This is a genomic window from Fodinicola acaciae, from assembly GCF_010993745.1.
In the GTDB taxonomy this organism is placed as follows: Bacteria; Actinomycetota; Actinomycetes; order Mycobacteriales; family HKI-0501; genus Fodinicola; species Fodinicola acaciae.
This window is the reverse complement of the sequence record NZ_WOTN01000002.1, coordinates 1,359,451-1,382,706: the sequence shown is the minus strand read 5'-3', so window position 1 is coordinate 1,382,706 and position 23,256 is coordinate 1,359,451. Positions and strand designations below refer to the sequence as shown.

The 23,256-nt window shown below is 67.2% G+C and carries 20 protein-coding genes and 1 pseudogene; 15 read left to right on the top strand and 6 right to left on the bottom strand.

Annotated features, from left to right (window positions below):
- Positions 1-269: 269 nt before the first annotated feature.
- Positions 270-776, bottom strand: a complete 507-nt coding sequence (locus GNX95_RS21705) for an SRPBCC domain-containing protein (protein WP_222853806.1) — start codon at positions 774-776, stop codon at positions 270-272.
- Between the two features lie 499 nt (positions 777-1,275).
- On the opposite strand from GNX95_RS21705, the gene GNX95_RS21700 reads away from it, so the two are divergent.
- Both GNX95_RS21700 and GNX95_RS44365 read left to right on the top strand, forming a co-directional pair.
- The gene (locus GNX95_RS21700; RefSeq protein WP_163509223.1) at positions 1,276-1,998 is read left to right on the top strand and encodes an HNH endonuclease signature motif containing protein; all 723 of its coding nucleotides are present in this window, start codon (positions 1,276-1,278) and stop codon (positions 1,996-1,998) included.
- Positions 1,999-2,008: 10 nt separating this feature from the next.
- Positions 2,009-2,203: pseudogene (locus tag GNX95_RS44365) on the top strand (hypothetical protein); the annotation flags it as partial.
- A 72-nt stretch (positions 2,204-2,275) separates the two neighbouring features.
- Here GNX95_RS44365 and GNX95_RS21695 read toward each other — a convergent pair.
- Positions 2,276-3,514: an acyl-CoA dehydrogenase family protein gene (locus GNX95_RS21695; protein WP_163509222.1), complete on the bottom strand. Its 1,239-nt coding sequence runs from the start codon at positions 3,512-3,514 to the stop codon at positions 2,276-2,278.
- A 45-nt stretch (positions 3,515-3,559) separates the two neighbouring features.
- On the opposite strand from GNX95_RS21695, the gene GNX95_RS21690 reads away from it, so the two are divergent.
- From GNX95_RS21690 to GNX95_RS21675, 4 genes are all read left to right on the top strand, one after another.
- The gene (locus tag GNX95_RS21690) at positions 3,560-4,489 is read left to right on the top strand and encodes a phosphotransferase family protein (protein ID WP_246281695.1); all 930 of its coding nucleotides are present in this window, start codon (positions 3,560-3,562) and stop codon (positions 4,487-4,489) included.
- On the top strand, positions 4,489-4,821 hold the full coding sequence (locus tag GNX95_RS42600) for a DUF6285 domain-containing protein (RefSeq protein WP_163509221.1): 333 nt from the start codon (positions 4,489-4,491) through the stop codon (positions 4,819-4,821). Before GNX95_RS21690 ends, GNX95_RS42600 begins: the two co-directional genes overlap by 1 nt.
- 62 nt (positions 4,822-4,883) lie before the next feature.
- Positions 4,884-5,687, top strand: coding sequence for an enoyl-CoA hydratase/isomerase family protein (locus tag GNX95_RS21680; protein WP_163509220.1), 804 nt, complete (start codon positions 4,884-4,886; stop codon positions 5,685-5,687).
- Complete coding sequence (locus GNX95_RS21675) at positions 5,684-7,252, top strand: long-chain-fatty-acid--CoA ligase (RefSeq protein WP_246281694.1); 1,569 nt, start codon at positions 5,684-5,686, stop codon at positions 7,250-7,252. Before GNX95_RS21680 ends, GNX95_RS21675 begins: the two co-directional genes overlap by 4 nt.
- Here the strand turns inward: GNX95_RS21675 and GNX95_RS21670 are convergent.
- Positions 7,249-7,926 carry a TetR/AcrR family transcriptional regulator gene (locus GNX95_RS21670; protein WP_163509219.1) on the bottom strand — a complete coding sequence of 226 codons (678 nt, stop codon included), beginning with the start codon at positions 7,924-7,926 and terminating at the stop codon, positions 7,249-7,251. The two genes, GNX95_RS21675 and GNX95_RS21670, sit on opposite strands and share 4 nt — an antisense overlap.
- A gap of 92 nt (positions 7,927-8,018) precedes the next feature.
- Here GNX95_RS21670 and GNX95_RS21665 point away from each other — a divergent pair, with 92 nt between their 5' ends.
- From GNX95_RS21665 to GNX95_RS21655, 3 genes are all read left to right on the top strand, one after another.
- Positions 8,019-10,037, top strand: coding sequence for an MDR family MFS transporter (locus tag GNX95_RS21665; RefSeq protein ID WP_163509218.1), 2,019 nt, complete (start codon positions 8,019-8,021; stop codon positions 10,035-10,037).
- A 179-nt stretch (positions 10,038-10,216) separates the two neighbouring features.
- Positions 10,217-10,408 carry a hypothetical protein gene (locus GNX95_RS21660; RefSeq protein WP_163509217.1) on the top strand — a complete coding sequence of 64 codons (192 nt, stop codon included), beginning with the start codon at positions 10,217-10,219 and terminating at the stop codon, positions 10,406-10,408.
- Positions 10,409-10,421: 13 nt separating this feature from the next.
- The gene (locus GNX95_RS21655) at positions 10,422-11,159 is read left to right on the top strand and encodes an SDR family oxidoreductase (protein ID WP_163509216.1); all 738 of its coding nucleotides are present in this window, start codon (positions 10,422-10,424) and stop codon (positions 11,157-11,159) included.
- Here the strand turns inward: GNX95_RS21655 and GNX95_RS21650 are convergent.
- A complete protein-coding gene (locus tag GNX95_RS21650) occupies positions 11,147-12,112 on the bottom strand; it encodes a GlxA family transcriptional regulator (protein WP_163509215.1) in 966 nt (321 codons plus the stop codon). The genes GNX95_RS21655 and GNX95_RS21650 overlap by 13 nt on opposite strands.
- A gap of 84 nt (positions 12,113-12,196) precedes the next feature.
- Between GNX95_RS21650 and GNX95_RS21645 the strand changes: the two genes are divergently transcribed.
- Positions 12,197-12,346 carry a hypothetical protein gene (locus tag GNX95_RS21645; RefSeq protein WP_163509214.1) on the top strand — a complete coding sequence of 50 codons (150 nt, stop codon included), beginning with the start codon at positions 12,197-12,199 and terminating at the stop codon, positions 12,344-12,346.
- Here the strand turns inward: GNX95_RS21645 and GNX95_RS21640 are convergent.
- Positions 12,339-14,108: an NHL domain-containing thioredoxin family protein gene (locus tag GNX95_RS21640; RefSeq protein WP_222853804.1), complete on the bottom strand. Its 1,770-nt coding sequence runs from the start codon at positions 14,106-14,108 to the stop codon at positions 12,339-12,341. The two genes, GNX95_RS21645 and GNX95_RS21640, sit on opposite strands and share 8 nt — an antisense overlap.
- A gap of 63 nt (positions 14,109-14,171) precedes the next feature.
- Positions 14,172-14,774 (bottom strand): hypothetical protein, encoded by a 603-nt coding sequence (locus GNX95_RS21635; protein ID WP_163509212.1) that lies wholly within the window; start codon positions 14,772-14,774, stop codon positions 14,172-14,174.
- 490 nt (positions 14,775-15,264) lie between these two features.
- Between GNX95_RS21635 and GNX95_RS21630 the strand changes: the two genes are divergently transcribed.
- From GNX95_RS21630 to GNX95_RS21610, 5 genes are read left to right on the top strand one after another with little or no spacing between them, the layout of a single operon-like run.
- Positions 15,265-19,377, top strand: a complete 4,113-nt coding sequence (locus GNX95_RS21630) for a Pls/PosA family non-ribosomal peptide synthetase (protein WP_163509211.1) — start codon at positions 15,265-15,267, stop codon at positions 19,375-19,377.
- Positions 19,377-20,168: a dimethylarginine dimethylaminohydrolase family protein gene (locus GNX95_RS21625; RefSeq protein ID WP_163509210.1), complete on the top strand. Its 792-nt coding sequence runs from the start codon at positions 19,377-19,379 to the stop codon at positions 20,166-20,168. Before GNX95_RS21630 ends, GNX95_RS21625 begins: the two co-directional genes overlap by 1 nt.
- A complete protein-coding gene (locus GNX95_RS21620) occupies positions 20,168-20,893 on the top strand; it encodes a BPL-N domain-containing protein (RefSeq protein ID WP_163509209.1) in 726 nt (241 codons plus the stop codon). The genes GNX95_RS21625 and GNX95_RS21620 overlap by 1 nt, the downstream gene beginning before the upstream one ends.
- On the top strand, positions 20,890-22,362 hold the full coding sequence (locus tag GNX95_RS21615) for a heparan-alpha-glucosaminide N-acetyltransferase domain-containing protein (protein ID WP_163509208.1): 1,473 nt from the start codon (positions 20,890-20,892) through the stop codon (positions 22,360-22,362). The genes GNX95_RS21620 and GNX95_RS21615 overlap by 4 nt, the downstream gene beginning before the upstream one ends.
- Complete coding sequence (locus tag GNX95_RS21610; RefSeq protein ID WP_163509207.1) at positions 22,359-23,117, top strand: BPL-N domain-containing protein; 759 nt, start codon at positions 22,359-22,361, stop codon at positions 23,115-23,117. Before GNX95_RS21615 ends, GNX95_RS21610 begins: the two co-directional genes overlap by 4 nt.
- The last annotated feature ends 139 nt before the right edge of the window (positions 23,118-23,256 follow it).

Sequence of the window (23,256 nt, the reverse complement as noted above, 5' to 3'; positions counted from 1 at the left end):
GGTGGCGCCATCGGAAATGAACTACAACGCACCGCGAGTGCTGGAAGGTTTTCTACAGCCGGCGGATCGGGAAAACAAGACCCCGCGGCCGGCAAACCATTTGACGGGGCCCGACAAACAAAAAATGCGTACCTCCGGCGCGACAACAACGTTGTACACCGGAGGTACGCGAGATTTCACTCGCCGCCACTCTTGCCTGCGGCGGTGATTAACGGCATATTAATGAGTCTCGTGAACGAGTTACCGACTGGAGGGATCGGTGCTTTTCGTTACGAGGCTTGAAACACGCTCTCGTACTCGCGCTGGAGTGCGTCAATCGGCTCGCCATCGGCAGCGCGATCGTCCAGCAACGCGTCCAACCGGTCCAGACCGGCGTGCCAACCGGCACCCAGAGCGGAGGCGGCATCGCGATCGTCGAAGATATTCGTGAAAACGAGCAGGCATCCGTCGCCGGCCGGCGTCAGCTCGAATGACAACGTCTCGCCGTCCCAGGTGAATTCCAGCAGCCGGGGCGGGTCGGCGCGTACGATCTCACCACGGATCGCTTCTGTGTCGCCAAAACCCGGCTTGACATAGAAATCCAATTGGGCTCCGGGGGTGAGATCGAGCCGCAGCCGGTCATAGTCGATGATGTCCACGAACCAGGCCCGGAGCTGGTCGGTCTCGGTCAGTGCGCGCCAGACTGTGGCCGGCGAGTGACGGAGCTGGCGCTCGAAGCGCAGCGCACAACGCCCGTCCGCCGTCATGCCAAACGTTCCCATGTCACGAATGCTCATGCTCGTATATAACCAGAACGGCATACGTCGTGTCAATCAACTGGGCCGCCGATCCCCGAAAGAGGACTCCGCGTACATACGAGGCGGACCTGCTCGATCTTCGTCTGGATCGAGCCGCTAGCCCGCCACCGTCACGTCAGTACCCGCCCACAATGGACCCGCCGTGACTGGGCCGAAGAAGTCACCCAGCCGGCACAGTCCCGGCTCGCCGCAACCGAACCCGATCTCGCGCGGTCCGCGTGATCGGCAAATATGGAGAGCGCTCGCCGTCGAGTAGTAGTAGTAGTAGTAGTAGTAGTAGCGCCTATTGCCGTTCAACGCGCGCTGCATTTTACGTTGTTCGGCAGCGGAAACATGCGACCCCGACGGTCTGGTTTTGTCGGTCGATGGGGTATCGTTAATGCCATGACCATTCCTTCATTTCAGCCGGCGGATGACCCGTTGTTGCTGTCGGGTAAGGAGGAGTTCGCGGCCGCGTTGCGGTTTTGCCGAGCAGGCGGTGCGTACGGCCAAAGCCGCGCTTCTGGCGGTAGTGAGGGCCGCCGATGACCAGACGATCGCGACGAAGTTCGGGCACGCCGACACCGCCGCGTTCCTGGGGGATTTCCTGAAGTTCTCCCCAACCGAGGCGAGTCGGTGCGTGCAGTTGGAATACGCCGGCGAGGCCGTGCGCCGCGGCGAGCTGACCGACTCGCAGTTGGACCCGACGCCGAGAAACAGCGAGAAGCTGCCGATCCAGGGCCGCGAGCGCCCGCACCTGACCATCACCTTGTCGTGGGAGATGCTCAGGGACAAGCTCGGCCAGGTCCGCGCGTACGAAAACACCGTCATCAGCCCCGAAGCCGCCAGAAGGCTCGCGTGCGACTGCGACATCACCCCGCTCGTGCTCGGCACCCAAAGCGAAGCCTTGGACGTCGGCCGCACCGAACGGCTGGTCACCGATGAACTGCGCAAAGCATTGATCGCCCGCGACCGCGGCTGCGCGATGATCGGCTGCACCCGACCCGTACGCTGGACGAAAGCACACCACGTGCGGCACTGGGCCGACGGAGGTGAAACCTCCATCGACAATTGCGTGCTGCTGTGCGAATTTCACCACCGGCAGATCCACCACGGCGACTGGCAAGTCCGGATCGTCAACGGCGTACCGGAATTCATTCCACCGCAGTACGTGGACTTCGAGCAGAAACCGCTGCGAAATACCTACCACCTGTTCAACTGAGACCGAACAGGTGGACCGCCAAACAAACCAACACCACCGCGAGGATCGCCGTGTTGTCACGCAGTGGCCGCCTGATGCGCTTCGGGGTCTGACGACCTTCTGTGCTGAGCGCGGCATCTCGCACGAGACGTTCTATGAGATCCGGCGGCGTAGCGTCGTTGACGGGCCGGCGGCGGCGTTGGAGCCCAAGTCGCGGCGCCCCAGGACGAGCCGTCGAAGCATCCCTGCGGTCGCTGTCGCGAGCGTGTTGCCCAGCGGTCCGCTCACGGTGGCCGGCTCAGCCGACGAAGCCGAAGAGGACGCCGGCGACCTTGCGGATCTGCACTTCCTCGGAGCCTTCGGTGATCCGATAGCGGCGATGGTGCCGATAGATGTGCTCGAAGGGTTTGTGCCGCGTGTAGCCGATCCCGCCGTGCACCTGGATCGCGCGGTCGGCGGCCTCACACACCAGCCGGTTGGCCCGATAGTTGCACATCGAGACCTTGTCGGTCACCTGCACCGGATGCTCGACATCGTCCATCTGAGCAGCGGTTTTGTACACCAGTGTACGCACCAGCTCGGCGTCGGTGTGCAGCTCGGCCAGCGGCCACTGGATGGCCTGGTGGCTCGACAGCGAGCGGCCGAAGACGGTCCGCTCCTTCGCATAGGCGACGCTCTCGTCGATGCAGTATTGCGCCGCGCCGACACCAGAGGCGGCCTGCCGGATCCGGTTCTCGTGTACGAAAGTCTGCGCCACCATCAGGCCTTCGCCTTCCGCGCCCAGGATCGCCGAGGCCGGTACGCGTACGTCCCGCAGCTCGACTTCGGCGTGGTCGGTCGGCATGTTGAAGGTCCAGTGGTACGTCGTCGGTGTGAAGCCAGGCGTGTTGGTCGGCACGACGAACGCGGTGATCCCCCGCGCGTCGCCGGCTTTTCCGGACGTACGCGCGAAAATCAGGTCGTGCGTGGCTCGATGCACGCCGGTGTTGAAGCGTTTGGCTCCATTGATGACAAAGTCACCGCCGCGGCGTTCGGCGGTGGTCTCCATCCAGGTCGCGTCGCTGCCATGTGTTGGCTCTGTCAGGCCAAAAGCAATCGACACGTCACCGGTCAGCGACGGCTCGAGCAGCTCGGCTCGTTGCTCCGGTGTGCCATGTCGCAACAGCATGTGCGCCTGCGGGAAGTTGCCGACGACCGACGCCTCGTTTTGCAGATCGTTGTGCAGCCCCAGACCCTGGTGCGCAAGATGCTCGCGGATGATCGCCATGCCCAGGTTGCCGCCGTCCCGGCCGCCGAGCTCGGCCGGCAACGCATAGCGCAGAAAGCCGGCCGCGTCGGCGCGGCGGCGCATCTCGCCGAGCAGGTCCTCCCATGCGCGGCGCGGCAGGCCGTCGTTGTCCCAGTCGGTGCGCGCCCATTCGCGCCGGTGGTCGAAATACTGGATGTTCTCCCGCTCCAGCGGCCGGATCTCCCGCTCGACGAACGCATCCAGCTCGGCCAGGAACGCGGCGAGGTCGGCCGGGATCGCGAAGTCCATGTCGAGACCCTAAACTAACGACCGATCAGTTACCAGGGAGGCCGCGTGCAGCTCGCCGATCGGCTCGCCAAGCACCTGGACGTCCCGCTGGTCGAGGGCCTGACCAGGCTGTCCGCCGGTGCGAACATGCACACGTACGCTTTCGACGCGGTGCGGGCGGACGGGTCCAGGCGGCCGCTGATCCTCCGGATCGAGCCGCCTGACCTGGCCGGCCTGGCCGACATGCCGATGGAGGCGGCCTGCATCGCGGCGGCCGGCGAGGGCGGCGTGCCGGTGGCCAGGATCGTCACCTGGTCGGCCGACCCGGCCGCGCTCGGCTCGCCTTTCCTTGTGCAGGAACGCATCGACGGGGAGACGATCCCGCGACGCATCCTGCGCGGCGACGTTTCGGGTCTGGCGGGCCAATGCGGCGAACTGCTGGCCCGCATCCACCGGATCGACCCAGGCATCGTGCCGGTGGCCGATCCGCTTTCCCAGTCCTGGCAGCAATACCTGGCCTGCGACCAGCCGCGAGCCGCGCTGGACCTGGGTTTTCGTTGGTTGCGTACGCATCCGGCGCCGCCAGCGCGCCGCGAGGTGGTCGTGCACGGCGACTTTCGCAACGGCAACCTGATCGTCCGCGACGGCATCCGTGCGGTGCTCGACTGGGAGCTGGCGCATCGGGGCGATCCGCTGGAAGACCTCGGCTGGCTGTGCGTACGCGCGTGGCGGTTCGGATCGCCGCATCCGGTCGGCGGTTTCGGCTCGTACGACGAGCTGTTCGGCGCGTACGAGCGGGTCAGCGGCGAGCCGGTCGACCGCGAGGCTTTCCACTGGTGGCTGGTCTTCGGCACGCTTCGCTGGGGCGTCATGTGCATGACGATGGCGCGCCGGCACACCGAAGGCGCCACTCGCTCGGTCGAGCTGGCGGCGATCGGCCGGCGCGTCTGCGAGCAGGAATACGACCTGCTCATGCTGTTGGACGGAGGCGCGTGATGCACGGCCGGCCCACGGCGGACGAGCTGGTCCGGGCCGTACGCGAGTTCCTTGAGGCCGACGTGCTGCCGGCGACCGGCGGTGCGCTGCAGTTCCAAGTGCGGGTGGCGCGCAACGTGCTCGGGATCGTGGAGCGTGAGCTGCGGCAGGGCTCGCGAGCCGACTACGCCGAAGCGCTCGGCCGGCTCGGTTTCCCTGACGAGGCGGGGCTGTGCGCCGCGATTCGCGCCGGTGAGCTGGACGGACGTACGCCGGAGCTGGTCGCCGAGTTGCTCGCGATCGCCAGGATGCGCGTCGAGGTCGCGCACCCCGGCTATGCCGAGCAGCCTTGACAGCGCTCGCGGCATGACAAATGATCGATCGATCGGTTGTCCGCATCACGTCCGGAGGCCAGATGACCGACCCGGTGTTGCTGACCAGGCAGGACGCCGTCGCCACGGTGACGATCAACCGGCCGCACCGGCGCAACGCGCTGGACGAGGCCGCCTGGCTGGCACTGCACGCGGCAATCGTGGACGTGCGCGATGATCCAGGCGTACGCGCACTCGTCGTCACCGGCGCGGACGGTTCCTTCTGCGCCGGCGCTGATCTCAGCGGCGGCCAGACGCCGGCCGAGCATCCGCTGCGTCGCATGCACGAGATCAACCGGGTGGCGCTGGAGCTGCACCAGCTGACCAAACCGGTCGTCGCCAAGGTGCGCGGTGTCGCGGTCGGAGCCGGCTGGAACCTCGCGCTCGGCTGCGACATCGTGGTCGCCGGTCCGGACGCGCGCTTCAGCCAGATCTTCAGCAAACGCGGACTTTCGCTGGATTTCGGCGGTTCCTGGCTGCTGCCGCGGATCGTCGGCCTGCAGGCGGCCAAAAGACTCGCGCTGACCGGAGATTTCGTCGACGCCGCCGAGGCATTGCGGCTCGGACTGGTCAGTTGGGTCGTCGATGACGAGAAACTGGACGCGTTCGTCGACGATTTGGCCGTACGCCTCGCGGCCGGACCGTCCGTGGCACTGGCGCAGAACAAACAGCTGCTGAATGCGAGCCTGAGCCGGTCGATGTCCGAGGCACTGGACGCCGAGGCGGTCGCTCAGACGGTCAACTTCGCCACCGAGGACACTTTGCTGGCGTTCCAGGCATTCGCGCAGCGTACGGACCCGAGGTTCAGCGGACGATGGCTGCCTGGCAAAGGAGACGATGAGCGGTGAACGATCTCGCGGCGGTCAACGCCGGCCGGCGGATGTCTTTTGCGGCACAACTGTCCCGCGCCGCGCGGGTCTACGGCGACAACATCGCGTTCAGTTTCGCTGACCGCCAGCAGACCTTCGCCGAGTTGGACGAGCGCGTAACGAAACTCGCCAGTGCGCTGGCCGCGCAAGGCGTCACGCGCGGCGATCGGGTGGCATTGCTGATGCGCAACCGGTTGGAGTTCCCGGAGGCACTGCTCGCACCACTACGCCTCGGCGCGATCGCCGTACCGATCAACTTTCGGCTGGTGGCCGGCGAAATCTCGTACATCCTGGCGGACTCCGGCGCTCGCGCCCTGATTGTCGACGCGGCCCTTGCCACCACGGCCGCGGCGGCCAAGGTGGACAGTCTCCACGCGGTGTTGGTCACCGACGGCGGCGAAGGTGAGTTTGGACCGGATGCCTTGCCGTACGAGGAAACCGTGGCCGCGGCACCGGCGACACCGCTGGACATCGACGTGCCGGAGTCGGATGCCGCGTTCATCATCTACACCTCCGGCACGACCGGACGGCCGAAAGGCGCGGTGCTCACGCATTTCAACCTGTTGATGGCGCACCTGATCCAGGGCCTGGCGACCGGCGGCGTGGATCGCAAACCGGGTGTGAGCCTGCTGGCCGTGCCGATGTTTCACATCGCCGGCCTGTCGCTGTCGCTCAGCTCGATGATCACCGGCAGCCGCGTCGTCCTCTACTCCTCCCCCACCTTCGTACCGGAACAGATCGTCGATCTTTTCGAGAAAGAGCGCGTCACCAGCTGCTTTTTCGTACCGAGCCAGTGGGCCATGATCTGCGCCGTGCCAGGAGTCAGGGAGCGCGACCTGGCTCTGGAACGGATTTCCTGGGGTGCGGCGGTCGCGCCGCCGTCGGTTTTGCAGGCGATGGCCGAGACTTTTCCCAATGCGCCGGCATATTGCGCCTTCGGCCAGACCGAAATGAGTCCGACGACCTGCCTGCTGCGCCGTGAGGACGCGATCGAGAAGATGGGATCGGTCGGTACGCCGTTGCCCGGCATCGAGGTGCGGATCGTCGACGAGTTCATGAAGGACGTGCCGCGCGGCGAGGTCGGCGAAATCGTCTATCGCGGACCGACGACGATGCGCGAATACTGGAACAAGCCGGAGGCGACCGCGGAGGCGTTCGCCGGCGGCTGGTTTCACTCCGGCGACCTCGTACGGATGGACGACGACGGCTTCATCTGGGTCGTCGACCGCAAGAAAGACATGATCATTTCCGGCGGAGAGAACATCTATTGCGCCGAGGTCGAGGCGGCCATCGACAGCCATCCAGATGTGGCGGACGTGTCGGTGGTCGGTCGTGCCGACCAGCGCTGGGGTCAGATCCCCGTCGCTTTCGTGGTCGCGCGTGACCCGGCTTCGCCGCCTACGCTGGAAAAGCTCACCGATCACCTGCGTGAGCGGCTCGCGTCGTACAAGCGGCCAAAGGACGTCATCGTCGTGGATGCCTTGCCACGCAACGCTTCCGGCAAAGTGCAGAAATTCGTCCTCCGCGAGCGTGTCAACGGTTAGACCGAATAGTTGAGCATGTCCAGCGCCAGGTCGGCGTAGCTGTCGGCGATCTGCTCCGGTGATTGCGGACCCGACTCGTTGTACCAGGTCGCCACGGTGATGCACATCGTGACGATCGCGCGCGACGCCACGTGCGGATCGCGCGGACGGAAAAGGCCGCGATCGGTGCCGTAAAGCACCACGTTGTCCATCAATCGCTGCTGATAGTTGCGCTTCGCGGTGAAAACCGCGCGGTTGGCCGGCTCCAGGCTGCGTGCTTCGCTCGACCCGATGAAGGCTTCTTTGCGGTGCTGGCTGTGCGTCAACACCAGGACGCGTACGAGCGCGCGCAACCGCTCGACCGGATCGTTGCCGGCCTCCGCGCAGGCTTTTTCGCTCGCCTCGATGAGGATGTCGATGCCGCGCTCCATGATGGTGAACAGCAGATCCTGCTTGGACGAGAAATGGTGATAGAGCGCGGCACTGCTCATCCCGGCGCGTACGGCGATGTCGCGTACGGACGTGCCGTGATAGCCGTGCTCGGCGATCGCGTCGACCGCCGCCGACAACACTATCTGCGCTCCTGGCGCGTCGACGCCAGGGCTGGCGACGCTGGAGGCCGTACGCACGTCGGCGTCCACCCGGTGGCCGGCCGCGCCGCGCGCTCGCGTCGCGCCAGACGAACGATCGTTCATTTGATGATTGTAGGCGGTTTCCGCCGAAAAGTTGCCAGTCCCGCGCGACCTTGATCCAATCCGAGCGTACGTCCGGCACGGAAGGCGACGCGATGGCCACAACGCAGACAACGGCAACGACGGCCGCGCCACCACAACTGAGCCGGCAACGCGTCAACCTGGTGTTCGGTGCCGTACTGCTCGGCATCCTGCTCTCCGCACTCGACCAGACGATCGTGTCGACCGCGCTGCCGACGATCGTCGCCGATCTCGGCGGCGGCAACCACCTGTCGTGGGTGGTCACCGCGTATCTGCTGGCCGAGACCATCGCCACCGCGCTGGTCGGCAAGTTCGGCGACATGTTCGGCCGCAAGCAGGTGTTCCTGGCCAGCGTGCTGGTTTTCCTGGTCGGCTCCTTCTTCTGTGGCTTCGCCAACAGCATGACCTGGCTGATCGTGGCGCGCGGCGTGCAGGGGGTCGGCGCCGGCGGCCTGCTGGTCACCGCCACCGCGCTGATCGCCGACGTGATCCCGTTGCGCGACCGCGGCCGCTACCAAGGCGCGCTCGGCTCGGTTTTCGGTGTGGTCACGGTGGTCGGGCCGCTGCTCGGCGGCCTGTTCGTCGACCACCTGTCGTGGCGGTGGGCCTTCTACGTCAACATTCCGGTCGGCATCATCGTGCTGCTCGTCGCGGTGCCGGCGATCCCGGCGATCAGGGCGGCGGCGCGGCCGATCGTCGACTACCTCGGCATCCTGGTGATCGCGCTCGCCGCCTCCGGCCTGACGCTGGTGACCAGCTGGGGTGGCACGACGTACGCGTGGAACTCGCCGACCATCATCTGGATGTCGGTCGGCTCGCTGATCCTGCTGGTGCTCTTCGTCTTCATCGAGCTGCGCGCGAAAGAGCCGGTGCTGCCGATGCGGCTGTTTCGCAATCCGGTCTTCGCCGTCGCCACGCCGATCAGCTTCATCGTCGGCTTCGCGATGCTCGGCGGCATCACCTTCCTGCCAACCTTCCAGCAGTACGTGAACGGTGTGTCGGCGACCGAGTCCGGCATCCGGATGCTGCCGATGGTCGCCGGCCTGCTGTTCGCCTCGATCGTCAGCGGCAACGTCGTCAGCAGGACCGGCACGTACAAGATCTTTCCGATCGCCGGATCGGTGCTGATGGGTTGCGGTCTTTATCTGCTGTCGCTGATGGACGAGACGACGAACTACTGGCTGTCGGCCGGTTACATGCTGGTCCTCGGTCTCGGTGTCGGCGCCTGCATGCAGGTGCTGGTGATCGCGGTGCAGAACACGGCACCGTACGCGGACCTCGGCGTGGCCACCTCCGGCGTGACTTTCCTGCGTACGATGGGAAGCTCCTTCGGGGTCGCGGTCTTCGGCACGGTCTATTCCAACCAGCTGACGGAAAAGCTGTCCGCCGTACGACTGCCGGCCGGTGTGAGTCCGGCGGCGCTGCAAAACGCCGAGTTGCTGCACAAGCTGCCGGCCTCGGTCGTACAACCGATCGCGCACGCGTACGCGCAGTCGCTGCAGGTCGTCTTCCTCGCGGCCATCCCGGTCGCCGGCCTCGCCTTCGCCCTGTCGCTGTTCCTCAAGCAGGTCAAGCTGCGCGACACCGCGCGGGTGGCCGCCTCGGACATGGGCGACGGCTTTGCCATGCCGGACGGCAGCCACGAGAACTGCGTCGAGCGTGCCGTGGCGGCGATCGTGAAGGCGGGGCCGCGACGGATGAGCACGGAGGTGCTGGCGCGGTCGCAGTCGACGCTCGGCATCGCCGACGCGTGGTGCCTGACCCGCGTCGCGCTGACCAGGCGGCGGCACGGCTCGGCCACGTTGTCGCAGGTCACCGTCAATGTGAACGCGCCGGACGAGGTGCTGCAGCCGGCCTTCGAGCGAGCCGTCGGTGCGGGGTTGCTGGCCAGCTCGGCCAGCGGCTATGAGCTGACCGCGCGCGGAGAGGCGGAGTTCGAGAAGATCGCCACCGCCTGGCGCGGCTGGGTCACCGAGAAGTTCGCCGACTGGGAACCGGACAGCCAGGAGGAGCTGCAGGCGGCGCTGCGCCGCGTGTCGGAACGGCTGCTCGGCGAGGTCAGCTACGAACCCCGACACGCGGTGACCGCCTGACCGCGCTGAAGTCCAATCCTCACGCGCGGCTGCGACGGTCCGCGCGTGCGTACGCCGTACGCGAACGCTGGTCTGGCCGGCTGTGGATAACTTCCGCGGGGTAGCTGCGACAACGAGTAGCGTTGTTTGCGAGGGGTACGGACCGCGCATCTGGGGGGATGACACCGACCATGGATCCGGTGATCAAGGACTTACGCCAGCAGCTCTCGCAGCAACAGGCCGACATCAAGAACCGGCTGGCGATGGCCCGCACCAGGGCCGACCAGCGAGCCGTCGACTTCTTCTCCGGCCAGCTGCACGCCTACCGGATCATCCTCGACACCGTCGAGCTGGCCGACAGTGAGGGCGACGGCAAACGCCGCAAGACGTGACAGAATCACCGGTGTGGCAGTGCTGGTGACCGGCGCGACCGGCGCACTCGGCCGGCGCGTGGTCGACCGGTTGGTCGCCGCCGGCCAGCGGGTACGGATCGCCAGCCGCCGGCCGCGCACCGACTCGCCGCACGAGTGGACCGTGGTCGACTACAAGACCGGTGCCGGCCTGGAAGACGCGTGCCGCGACGTGTCCGCGATCGTCCACTGCGCGTACGCGCCGACCAACACCTCCGTCGAGGAGGCGCTGGTCGCGGCGGCGCGCCGAGCCGGCCGGCCACACCTGGTGTACGTGTCGATCGTCGGCATCGACCGCATCCCGCTGTTTTCGTACCAGGCCAAACTCGCCGCCGAGCGACTGATCGCCGACTCCGGCCTGCCGTGGACGGTGCTGCGCGCAACGCAGTTCCACGACCTGATCTTCCGCGGCGCCGCGCTGCTCGGCCGCTCGCCGGTCGTACCGATCCTGCCGATACGCGTCCAGCCGATCGACAGCGGCGAGGTGGCCGGCCGGCTGGTCGAGCTGGCCACCGGCGCACCGGCCGGCCGCGTGCCGGACATCGGCGGTCCGCAGGTCCGCGAGGTGGCCGACCTCATCCGGATCTACTTCCGTGCCAAGGAAAAACGCCGGCTGCTCGTGCCGCTGCGCCTGCCGGGCAGGACCTATCGCGCGTTTCGCGACGGCAACAACCTCACGCCGGACAACGCGTACGGCACCATCACCTTCGAGCAGGCGCTTCAGGCCGACTGACGGGACACCCGGAAGGTCTCGCGATAGGCCTGTGGCGTCGTGCCGACCCTGATGCCGAAGTGGTGGCGCAGCGCCGCCGCGTTGCCGAATCCGGCGCGCGCGGCAATCGTGTCGACGGTGAGGTCGCTGCCTTCCAGCAACTGCCTGGCCAGCAGTACGCGCTGCGTGGTCAGCCAGTCGTGCGGTGTCGTGCCGGTCTCGGCCTGAAACCGGCGCGCAAACGTACGCGGTGCCATGTGCGCGCGCTCGGCCAGCATCGGCACGCTCATCGCCTGGTCCAGATGCGCCACCATCCAGCTCAGCAGCGGCTCCAGCGTGGACGTGCCGCGCAGCGGGATCGGCGTCTCGATGTATTGCTTCTGGCCGCCGGACCGCTGCGGCGGCACCACCATCCGCCGCGCGAGCGCACGCGCCACCTCGGTGCCTTCGCGCTCGCGGACGAGATGCAGGCAGAGGTCGATGCCGGCGGCCGTGCCGGCGCTGGTCCACACCGGGCCGTCACAGACGTAGAGGACGTCCGGATCGACGCGCGTACGCGGATATTTGCGCTGCAGCTCGTCGGCGTACATCCAGTGTGTCGTGCACGTACGCCCGTCGAGCAGGCCGGCGGCGCCGAGCGCGAACGCGCCGGAGCACATGCTGATGACCAGGGCGCCCCGCTCGACTCCGGCACGCAGGCCGGCCAGCAGGTCGTCCGGATAGTCCTCCTCGCGCGCACTGCCGGCGGACATCGCGATGACGTCGGCATCGGCCATCGCGTCGAGTGAAAACCTCGGCACGATGTCGAAGCCGGTCTTGGACGCCACCGGCTCGCCGGCACGTACGCCACAGACGCGGAAGTCGTACGTCGGCAGGCCCTGCTCGGACCGGTCGATGCCGAACACCTCGCACAGCGTGGCGAACTCGAACGGGGACACACCCGGCAGCACCGGCACCGCGACGGATCGGATCATGCCACCAGGATACGGCAGGATTTCGAGGTAACCTGGCATCCCTGCCACTCTCGCGCCAGCGAGTTGCGGAGGATGCTACGTGGCATGGAACTCCTCATCCTGCTGGCGATATTCCTTCTCGTGGATGTCGCGGTGCTGCTCGGCTGGACGCCGGACACCCGCGACGGACGCGACTGGCAGCCGCGCGGCGGCTGGAAGCCGACGAAAGAGATCCGGCGCCCCAAAATCAGCTGATGTCCACCCCACGCAAGACGAGCGGAAGCCGGCGGGTCGCACCGCCGGTGATCCGTACCGGCACACCCCAGTCCTGCCGGATCAGGTGGCAGGCCGGATGCTCCACCCCGACATCGCAGGCCGCCGCCTGAGCCGTCACATGGAGCACCCCTTCGGTGACGTCCGGCGAAATCACGATCTCCCGCGTCAGGTCGGTCGTGGAGCCGGCGCCGGACACCAACAGCTCGGCCGGCGTCGCGCTCACGTTCAGCTGCGTCGACGGACCATAGCGATCGTCCAGTTTTTGGCCTGGTGGCGGGCTGAAGACGACGTCGAGCCGCACGACACCTGACGCGATCTCGGTGACCGGCCGCTGAGTTTGCATGGCCGGACCGGAAATCCGCCGCATCGTCCCCGGAGCGACCGGCCGGGTCAACCGGTGTGCGGCCGACTCGACGACCACCAACTGACCGTCGACCTCCACCGCGTCCGAGGGCTCGGCCACACCGGTGGCCAGCGTGCTCACCTCTTTTGTCGCCGGATCATAACGGCGTACGGCGTTGTTGTAGGTGTCCAGCACGGCGACGGAATGATCGGACAGCACCGCGACTCCGAGTGGATGCTGGAAACGCGCTTTCTCCGCCGGTCCGTCGACATGCCCGAAGTCGAAAAGTCCTTCGCCGACCGCGGTGTGCATGACGCCGTTTTCCACGTATCGCAGCGAAGAAGTCTCCGAGTCGGCGATCCACAGCCGGTCGCCGTCGGCCGCCAGACCGGACGGCTGCGCCATCCAGGTCTCGGCGATCGCGCCGTCCTTCAACCCCTCCACGGTCGTGCCGGCCCACGCCGCGAACTCGCCGGAGCGCGGGTCGAAACGCCAGAGCTGGTGAATCCCGGCGCCGGCAACGATGACAGCGCTGTCATGCCAGGCCAGGTCCCACGGCGACAGCGGTACGCCCTCGGGTGCGGTCGCGACCGTCCACACTCGACCGTCGGACAAGTCGATGGCGCGCAGCGCGTGGTTGACCGTATCGGCGACGAGTACGTCGTATCCGGCGACACCGGACGGCATCACCAGCACGCCCTGCGGCTCGGAGAAAGCCGCCGTTTCCGCTGCGCCGTCAACGAAACCGCGCTCGCCGCTGCCGATCCGCCGGACCACGGCCTCGCCGTCCAGCTCGACCAGCGAGTGGTGCTGCGAGTCCGAGACCAGCAGCGTGCCGGCCGGCGTCACGGCCACTTTTCCGGGGAACCGCAAGACGGTTTCCGGTGCCGGCGGCGGCACGTACGGTCCGTCGCCGCGATGCAGAGTGCCTTGCTTCTCGTGCTCGGCGACCAACTCCTCGAGCAGCCGGCCGATTCCTTCGACGTGACCTTCGCCGGCCGCCTGCGCGACCACGTAACCCTCGGGGTCGATCACCGCGAGCGTCGGCCAGGCGCGTACGGCGTACTGCTGCCAGGTCAGCATCTCCGGGTCGTCAAGCACCGGATGCCGTACGCCATAGCGCTCGACCGCGGCGACGACCGCCTGATGCTCGCGCTCGTGCTCGAACTTCGGCGAGTGCACACCGATCACCACGAGCACGTCACTGAACCGCTCCTCCAGCGGCCGCAGCTCGTCGATCACGTGCAGGCAGTTGACGCAACAGAAAGTCCAGAAATCGACCAACACGATCTTGCCGCGCAGATCGGCCAGGGTGAGGTCGCGGCCGCCGGTGTTGATCCAGCCACCGGCGCCGGCGAGCTCCGGCGCGCGCACACGGGACACTCTCGGAGAAGTCACGTTGTCATCCAACCAGGCCAATGATCCGGTTGTTCCGTGACTCGCGCAAATAACACATTTCGGTTATTCGGTCGGCAAGTTCCGCTCGCGCAGGTAGCTGGAGAACTCTTCGTCCGTACGCACGCCGTGGTCCAGAACCGCCGTGTAGACGTCCGTTCCACTGACTGCGTACGGATAGTTGACACTGTGCCGCCAACGGTCCTTGATGCGCAGGATGGCCAGTCGTTGCTCCGGACTGGCATTCCGCAAGGCTTCGGCGGCATGGCGATGTGGACGGTCAACGATGTGCAGCCAGATGGTGATGTCGATCTTCCAAAGCCGACCACCGTGCAGATATTCCCCGACCACATAGAAACGCTCATCCGTGATAGCCGGACCGGGCCGCCGATCGCCGCGCTCATCCCGAAAGTCAGCGGCCAGCAACCGACCGTCACCAGAAATCCCGGCAAGCGCGACAAAAACCTCAGCGGTCGTCACGTACGGCGCTGTGAACATCACGTCCAGGTCGCGGGTCACCATCAGGCCGGAGACCGCGCTGCCGATCACCACCGGATCGCCGAAAACGTTGAAATGGCCGGAGAAGTCGACGGCGCGGACCACCTCGGCCGCCTCCGCGGTGAGCGAATCGGCACGCGCGAGCAGGGCCTGGTCGCTGATTTTGTCCATCGTTGCAGCGTAATCGGCAGGTGACCGGCCGTTCGGACCGCCGATCAGGCAGGGTTTTTCGGGCAGAGTCAGGGGTATCTTTGGTCACCCCGGTGACCACCGCACGCGTGTGACTGTGTACGGTGTGGAGTCGAAAGCTCCTCCCGCACCGACTTTCGCCACCTTGACGCACCGGCCGTGAGCATCTTCACACCAACAGTGCCGACTGGGTGGATGTTGGCATGACCTTGTCCCATCGTGGATGGCAGGCATGCGGTTCGTCGCGTAAACACAGCTATTTCTTTGTCTTACCCAATTTCCGCCGACATTAACGTGTCGGGCAGCTGAACGGTTCCGGGAGGGAAAGGGTTTCTCCTGTGTGCGAGCCGATTTCCGGGCCCGACTGGACAATCGGAGGATACGGAACGGGCTCTTTCCGTGCATAGTTAATACAGCCGAAATGTGCCGCGAGGGCCCACTGTTCGGCTCGGGGAGACGTATGTCCATTGACATGGCTGGAGAAACCACCAGGGTGGTGGCGCATCCGTCCACAGACTATTCACAGCCGCGATATTCCGGCGCAAACGTTCGCCGGCTGCACCATGTCTTCGAGGCGAGCGTCGACCGCACGCCGGAAGCCGTCGCCGTGCGGACCGACGAGCGCGCGGTCACCTATCGCGAGCTGGACACGCTGGCCAACCAGCTCGCACACCGGTTGCGGCGGGCCGGTGTCGGCGACGGATCGCGGGTCGCGATCCTGCTGCACCGGTCGCTGCAGACGTACGTCGCGCTGCTCGGCATCGGCAAGGCGGCGGCCGCGTTCGTACCGATCGACCCGGGTTCTCCCCCCGACCGGGTCGGTTACATCGTCGAGGACGCCGGCGTCGACCTGATCGTCACATCGTCGGATCTGTCCGCGGCGGCCAGCGGGCTGCCCTGTGCCGTGCTCGAGGTCGACACCGCGGCCGACGAACTGCGGTCGCAACCGGCCTACCGGCCGGACCTCAGCCTCGACGACGCCGGCAACCCCGACCCGGACGCGTACATCATCTACACCTCCGGCTCCAGCGGCCGGCCCAAAGGCGTGCTGGTCGCGCAGTCGAGCATCTGCAACTTCCTCGACGTGGTGCCGACGCTTTACGACGTCCGGCCGACCGACCGCGTCTACCAGGGCATGACGATCTCCTTCGACTTCTCCATCGAGGAGATCTGGCCGACCTGGGAACGCGGCGCGACGCTGGTCGTCGGCCCCACCGACTCGCGACGGCTCGGCGCCGAGCTCGCCGACTTCCTGGACAGCGCCGGCATCACGGTCTTCTACTGCGTGCCGACGCTGCTCGCGACCATCCCCCGTGAGCTGCCGAAAATCCGCAACATCCTGGTCGGTGGCGAGGCCTGCCCCGGGCAGCTGGTGGAGCGGTGGAGCCGGCCGGGACGGCGGATCCTCAACACGTACGGCCCGACCGAGGCGACCGTGACGGCCATCTGGTGCGACCTCTATCCGGGCCGCCCGGTGGTCATCGGCAGGCCGGTGCCGACGTACACCGCCGTTTTGCTTGACGAGGACCGCAAACTCGTGCCGGACGGCGAGGTTGGTGAGATCTGCCTCGGCGGTCCCGGAGTCGCGCGCGGCTATGTCGGCCGGCCGGACCTGACCGCCGACAAGTTCATCGAGCACGAGTGCGCACCGCCGGGCAGCAAGCTCTATCGCACCGGCGACCTCGGCCGGCTGACCGCGGACGGCGAGATCGAATACCTCGGTCGGGCCGACTCCGAGGTGAAAATTCGGGGCCACCGGGTGGATCTCGGCGAGATCGAGAGCGTACTGATGGAGGACGACGCGGTCGCCGAAGCGGTGACCGCGATGATGCCGGTGAGCGCTGAACCGGACGCCGCAAAGGAACTTTCCGCGTACGTCGTCCTTTTGGCCGGCCACGGCGACGAGGATGCGATCGTGCGGCGGCTGCACGGTCAGCTCAAGGACCGCGTGCCGCCATACATGGTGCCGTCCTTCCTGGACGTCGTCGCGTCGCTGCCGACGATGCCGAGCGGCAAGGTCGACCGCAAGCGGCTGCCGCTGCCCAGCGGCCGCCGGCTGGCGTTGTCGTCGGGGCCAGTGGTGGCACCGCAAACCGAGATGGAGACGCGCGTACGCGACGCGTGGGCTCAGGCTTTCGGCCTGGCGGCCGAGGATCTGTCGGTCGAGGCCAACTTCTTCACCGACCTCGGCGGCCACTCGCTGCTCGCCGCCACGGTGGTCTCCTTCCTACGTAACGAAAACATCGGCTCCAACCCGGCCGTACGCGACCTCTACGCCAACCAGACGGTCCGCGAGCTGGCGGCACATCTGGAGGAACGGCAACAGCGCGGAGCCGCACCGGCGGCCGCCAAGGCGCCGGGCATGCGGCACCGCACCGGCCGGATCGCGCGCGCCGGTGCCGCGCAGGCCGTGGTGATCTACTTGTTGTTGCTCGTCATCACGTTGCCGGTGTCGTACGTCTACACCGTCAACAACGGTGACGTGTCGGTCGACGTGCTGGTGCAGCTGCTCGGCGCGATCCTGGTCAGCTATCTCGGCGTACGGTGGATCGTGCCGCTGGTGGTGGCGCGGCCGCTGGCCTGGGGGATCAAGCCGGGCCGATATCCGTTGTGGGGCCTGACCTATCTGCGGCTGTGGGCGCTGGACATGTTGCTGGCCATCGGTCCACTGCCGGTGGTGAGCGGTTCTCCTTTGACGTCCACGTATCTGCGGCTGCTCGGCGCGCACGTCGGCCGGCGTACGACCATCGAGACCAGCGCGATCGCCATGCCGAGCATGGTTTACGTCGGCGCCGACGCGTCCATCGGCTATGGCGTGACGTTGCGGCCGTGGCGCGTCGAGGATGGCCTGGTGACGGTCGCGCCCATCACCGTCGGACCAGGCGCATTCGTCGGCGCGAACGCCGTTCTCGAACCCGGCAGCACCATCGACGCCGGCGCTTCCTTGGCGCAGCAGTCCGTGATCGGCGAAGGCCAATGGGTCCCAATCGGCCAGCGCTGGTCGGGTTCACCTGCGCAGCCGACCGACGAGCTGGATGTCGTCGTCGAGATGATGATGCGCGGCCACCAGGAAACCCGCGGCTGGCGGTTTTGGCACCTGCTCGGCGCATTTTTCGGCCTGGCCGGCCTGGAGGTCGGCGCGATCGCGATGATCGTGCCTGGCGTCGCGCTGGTCTGGTGGGCCCTGCTGGCCTGGGGTGTGCTCGCCGGCATGATCGCGACCGTCATCGCCGGGCCGGTTTTCGTCCTCACCGTCTGCGGTGTGGTGGCCGTCGGCAAGCGCGTCATCATGCCGAACACGCCCATCGGCATCCATCCCGTGCGGTCCGGTCTCGGCGTACGGAAGTGGATTTCCGACAAGCTGCTGGAATTCAGCCTGACCTTCACCAACTCGCTCTACGCGACGCTCTACACCGTGCCGTGGCTGCGGATGCTCGGCGCACGCGTCGGCCGGCGCGCCGAGGTCTCCACGGCCGCGCACCTGGACCCGGATCTTCTGGTGCTCGGCAACGAAAGTTTCGTCGCCGACATGGCCAGCGTCGGCGCCGCGACCTTCGCCAACGGCCGGGTCGCCTTCCTGCCGACCGAGGTCGGCAGCCGCGCGTTCGTCGGCAACGCCGCGTTCGTGCCGGCCGGCACCAACCTCGGCGACGGGTCGCTGGTCGGCGTCGGGACCGTACCACCGGAGGAAAAAGTGCCGGAAGGCACCTCCTGGCTCGGCTCCCCGGCGATGCACCTGCCGCTGCGGCAGGACAGCGGCTCCTACTCCGAACAGGAGACGTTCCGGCCGATCCGGCGGCTGGTGTGGCAGCGGCTCGCGATCGAGTTCTTCCGCGCGACGCTGCCGGCTTCGGTGCTCGGCCTCAGTTTCTATCTCTACCTGCTCGCGCTGTCCGGCGTCGCGCACGGCCGCGACCTGCCGGTCCCGGCGCTGGCCTCGCCGCTGATGGCGATCGTCGCGAGTGTCGCGGTGATCGTCTATTGCGTTGCCATCAAACGAAACCTGATCGGCACCTACGTGCCGCGGGTCGAGCCGCTGTGGAGTCCGTGGGTCCGCCGCAGCGAGTTCGTCACCGGCATGTTCGAGGCCGCCGCGGTGCCGGCCGGCGTCGGCATGCTGGTCGGTACGCCTTTCCTGCCACCGATCCTGCGCTGGTTCGGCGCGTCGGTCGGCCGGCGCACCTGGATCGGCACCACGTTTCTCACCGAGTTCGACCTGGTCGAGATCGGCGACGACGCGACCATCGGCACTGGTGTTTCGTTGCAGACTCACCTTTTCGAAGACCGGGTCATGAAGATGTCCAAGGTCACGGTGAAACGCGGCGCCAGCGTCGGCACGCGCTCGGTGGTCCTCTACGACGCGGTCGTCGACAGCGAGGTGACGCTCGGATCGCTGTCGCTGTTGATGAAAGGCGAGCACCTCACCCCAGGCACGCGGTGGATCGGCATTCCGGCACAGGGCGCCGGCGACGCCGTCCACCTGGATTTCAAAGTGATCGCCGACAAAGCCGTGCGTGGCGTACACCGCGCCGGACGGCGGCGTGCGATCCCGTCCTCTCGCTCCACCACAGAATCGGTCCGCTGATGAACTCCCGACTGCTCGTGTGCGACCCGCGACACTTCCGCATCGACTACGAGATCAATCCCTACATGCACACCGAAACGCAGCCAGAGCTGGCCGCGGCGACCGCCGAACACGAGGCGATCGTGGCCGCGCACCTGGCCGCCGGCCGCAAGGTCGAGTACGTCGCCGCGGCGCCGGACTGCCCGGACATGGTCTACACGGCCAATGCCGCGGTCGTCCGTGGTGACCACGTCGTGCTGGCCAACCTGCCGCCGGAACGGCAGGCGGAAACGCCCTACCACCGCGCCTGGTTCGCCGAGCGCGACTATCGGATTGTCCAGGCACCGTACGCGTTCAGCGGCCAAGGCGACGCGCTTGCCTGCGGTGACCTGCTCTTCGCCGGACACGGCCAGCGCACCGACCGGCGTACGCTCGACCTGCTGGCCGATTTTCTGGACTATCGCGTCGTTCCGCTGCGTACGGTCAGCGCGCGTTGGTATGACCTGGATCTGGCGTTGTCGGTCATCGACGCGGACACCCTGGCCTACTGTCCGGAGGCCTTCGACCAGCCGAGCCTGGCCGAGTTGCACTCCGCCGGCCTGGACCTTATTGAGGTTTCGCGCGCGGAGGCGGACAATTTCGCACTGAACCTGGTGAGTGACGGGACGACGGTGACGATGACGACCGGAGCGCCGGTGCTGGCCGCGCGGCTGCGCGAGCGCGGCAAGACCGTTGTACAACTGGAAACCACCGAGCTGCGCAAAGGCGGCGGCGGGATCAGGTGCACGGCTCTGACACTGGACAACGCCTGATGTCCGGGCCGTTTGCCGCCGTCCGCCGAGCCTTCGACTCGCTGCTGTCCTCCGACGAGCCGTCCGGTGACCGCCCGCTGGCGCTGGTCTATCGCGGACCGGCCAGCCTGCCGGGATGTCCGGAGGCGGTGGCCGCGCTGCTGGAGTCGAGTCCGGCCGGCTTCCACGTGCGTTACGTGGGACCGAAAGACCACGAGCTGTCCGAGGACTCGCTGGCCGAGGCCGATCTGTATGCGCAGCCGGGTGGCGGCACGCTGAAACGCGCGTACAAGCACATGAAGCACCACCGCGACGAGATCCGCGATTTCATCGCCGACGGTGGAAAATATCTCGGTTTCTGCGTCGGCGGCTATCTGGCCGGCGCGACGCCGGGTTTCGACCTGCTGCCTGGCGACACCGACCAGTACATCGAGACCGACGACGCGACCATCGACGACGACGGCAACACACTGGTCGAGGTCGTCTGGAACGGCCGGCGCCGCACGGTTTTCTTCCAGGACGGCCCGCATTTCGACATCAAGCGACGGTCGGCCAACGTGCTCGCCACCTACACCAACGGCACCGTCGCCGCCGCGGTCGTGCCTTTCGGCCGTGGAAAGGTCGGCGTCGTCGGACCGCATCCGGAGGCGACCCGTGACTGGTTCACCGACGCCGGCCTGCCGGTGCCGCGACCGCTCGCGCTCGACCTCGGCCACGACCTGGTCTCGGCCGTGATGGCGCGATGACCGACCTGCCGGTACGGAAAACGACGACCTCCGTCGCCGCGAAGGCGCAGCGGCTGATCGCCGTGGACGCCACCCGCGGTGTGGCGCTGCTCGGGATGATGGCCGTCCATTCCTTGTACGAGTCCAATCCGGACGGCTCGCCGACCCTGTCGTTCGCGATCTTCGGCGGCCGCGCGGCCGCCACCTTCGCCGTGCTGGCCGGCGTCGGCATCGCCTTCATGACCGGACGCAAACGCGTGCCGCTGCGGTCCGGACCGGCGGTGGCGACTGGCCTGCTCGTACGCGCGCTGGTCATTGGCGCCATCGGACTTTTCATGGGTTACGCGGACGCGCGGCTGGCCGCGGTGATCCTGCCGTACTATGCCGTGCTTTTCGTCCTCGCCATCCCGCTCGTCTTCATGCCGACCTGGCTGGTCGCGGTGGTCGGTGTGGCGGCCGCCGGCGGCGTCCCCGTGCTGACACATCTGTGGCTGCCCCATCTTGCGGTGCCGTCATTGGACAACCCGGAGTTCATCGACGTCATCCGGCATCCGGTCACGATCCTCACCGAGCTCACGATCACCGGTGAGTATCCGGCGTTGTCGTGGCTGGCGTACGCGTGTGCCGGCATTGTCGTCGGCCGGCTGTCGCTGCAGAAGATCCGCGTCGCGGTTTCGTTGCTGGGCACCGGAATCGTGTTGGCGGCCGGCGCAGCGTACGCGTCCTGGGTCCTGCTGCACCAATATGGCGGACTGTCGCAGATCTGGATGGCGCAGCCCGGCAGTGTCTGGACCGCCGCGGAAACCAGCGAGGTGCTCTCGCTCGGCGCCGACGGGACCGTACCGTCGTCGACCTGGTGGTGGCTCGCCGTCGACTCGCCGCACACCGGAACGACGCCCGACATGGTCGGCACGATCGGTGCCGCGATGGCCTTGCTCGGCGCGATGTTGCTGCTCGGGCACGTCGGTCTCGGTTATCTGCGACCGGTGATCCGCGTGCTGATGGCGCCGCTCGCCGCCGCCGGCGGCATGACGCTGACCTTCTACACCGCGCACATCTGGTTCCTGAACTCCGATTACGACGTGTATTCGGCCGGTGTCGGCTACACGCTGCAGGTCATCGCCGTGCTGGCGATCGGGCTGGCGTGGCGGGCCACCGCTGGAAAAGGTCCGCTGGAGACGCTCACTTCGGCATTGTCCGGCCGAAGCCGGCGCTGGGTCGCCGATCGCCTTGCCAGGCCACGCAAACCCAGGCCGGCGCCGGTCAGTCCGGCGGTCGTCCCGCGGCCGTCCGACGATGCGACCGAGCTGATTCCGCTGCCCGTCGTCGATGCCGCGACGGCACAGCGGTTCGATCCGGAGATGACGATGGAGCTGCCGGCACTGCGGTTCGTCTCGGCGGTGGCCACCGCCGAGGAGACCACCATGGAGATGCCGGCGATAAGGTCGGAATACCTGCTGGACATCTTCGACGAGAAACCCAAGGAATGAGACGCTGGATCGCACTGGCCCTGACAGCCGCGCTGGTGGCGGCTCTGGCGGCATGTGGCGGTCAGCAGCAATCTGGTCCGCTGGCACTGGTCTATCGCGGACCGGCGGCCTGTTCCGGCTGCGCGGACGCGGTCGCCAAGCTGCTGCGAAACTCACCGAGCCATTTCCGCGTAATGTTCGTCGGACCCGACGGCGACCAGCCACTTTCGGCCGCCACGCTGAAAACCGCCGTCGTCTACGCGCAGCCAGGCGGTGGCAGCCTTGACCCGGCCTGGCGGCGGATGCGACATTACGCCGACGACATCCGGGCGTGGGTCCGCGGCGGTGGCACGTATCTCGGCTTTTGCCTCGGCGGCTATCTGGCCGGCGCGACACCGGGTTTCGGCCTGCTTCCCGGCGACACCAACGCCTACATCGACTCGCGCGGTGCCACGGTCGCCAGCTCCGACGACACGGTCGTCGCGGTGACCTGGCGCGGGCAGCGGCGGCACATGTACTTCCAGGATGGACCGATTTTCCAGCTGAGACGGGGATCCACCGCGACGGTGCTGGCGACGTATCCGACCGGCGCGGCCGCTGCCGTGGCGACGACGTACGGCCGCGGCAGGGTCGGCGTCGTCGGTCCGCATCCGGAGGCCGACCAGTCCTGGTATTCCGACGCGCGGCTGGACAACCCCGACGGCGTACGGCCGGATCTCGGCTATGACCTGATCGAGACGACGGTGCACCTGCCGGCGCCGGCTCCGACCAGATAACCCGCTTTGGCGAATGCGTCGACCACAACGCGCCACGGTTTGCTGAGTGGATCGACGATCTCGAAGTGACCGACGCCAGGCAGCTCAGTCAGTCGATGGCCGGTCTTTTCCGCGTACGCGCGTGACATTTCCACTGGCA

What these genes read in the sequence shown, in the direction of transcription:
- GNX95_RS21705 (WP_222853806.1), bottom strand. Translation starts at nt 776, where the DNA reads ATGAGCATTCGTGACATGGGAACGTTTGGCATGACGGCGGACGGGCGT.
- GNX95_RS21695 (WP_163509222.1), bottom strand. Translation starts at nt 3,514, where the DNA reads ATGGACTTCGCGATCCCGGCCGACCTCGCCGCGTTCCTGGCCGAGCTG.
- GNX95_RS42600 (WP_163509221.1), top strand. Translation starts at nt 4,489, where the DNA reads ATGCACGGCCGGCCCACGGCGGACGAGCTGGTCCGGGCCGTACGCGAG.
- GNX95_RS21680 (WP_163509220.1), top strand. Translation starts at nt 4,884, where the DNA reads ATGACCGACCCGGTGTTGCTGACCAGGCAGGACGCCGTCGCCACGGTG.
- GNX95_RS21670 (WP_163509219.1), bottom strand. Translation starts at nt 7,926, where the DNA reads ATGAACGATCGTTCGTCTGGCGCGACGCGAGCGCGCGGCGCGGCCGGC.
- GNX95_RS21665 (WP_163509218.1), top strand. Translation starts at nt 8,019, where the DNA reads ATGGCCACAACGCAGACAACGGCAACGACGGCCGCGCCACCACAACTG.
- GNX95_RS21650 (WP_163509215.1), bottom strand. Translation starts at nt 12,112, where the DNA reads ATGATCCGATCCGTCGCGGTGCCGGTGCTGCCGGGTGTGTCCCCGTTC.
- GNX95_RS21645 (WP_163509214.1), top strand. Translation starts at nt 12,197, where the DNA reads ATGGAACTCCTCATCCTGCTGGCGATATTCCTTCTCGTGGATGTCGCG.
- GNX95_RS21635 (WP_163509212.1), bottom strand. Translation starts at nt 14,774, where the DNA reads ATGGACAAAATCAGCGACCAGGCCCTGCTCGCGCGTGCCGATTCGCTC.
- GNX95_RS21630 (WP_163509211.1), top strand. Translation starts at nt 15,265, where the DNA reads ATGGCTGGAGAAACCACCAGGGTGGTGGCGCATCCGTCCACAGACTAT.
- GNX95_RS21625 (WP_163509210.1), top strand. Translation starts at nt 19,377, where the DNA reads ATGAACTCCCGACTGCTCGTGTGCGACCCGCGACACTTCCGCATCGAC.
- GNX95_RS21620 (WP_163509209.1), top strand. Translation starts at nt 20,168, where the DNA reads ATGTCCGGGCCGTTTGCCGCCGTCCGCCGAGCCTTCGACTCGCTGCTG.
- GNX95_RS21615 (WP_163509208.1), top strand. Translation starts at nt 20,890, where the DNA reads ATGACCGACCTGCCGGTACGGAAAACGACGACCTCCGTCGCCGCGAAG.
- GNX95_RS21610 (WP_163509207.1), top strand. Translation starts at nt 22,359, where the DNA reads ATGAGACGCTGGATCGCACTGGCCCTGACAGCCGCGCTGGTGGCGGCT.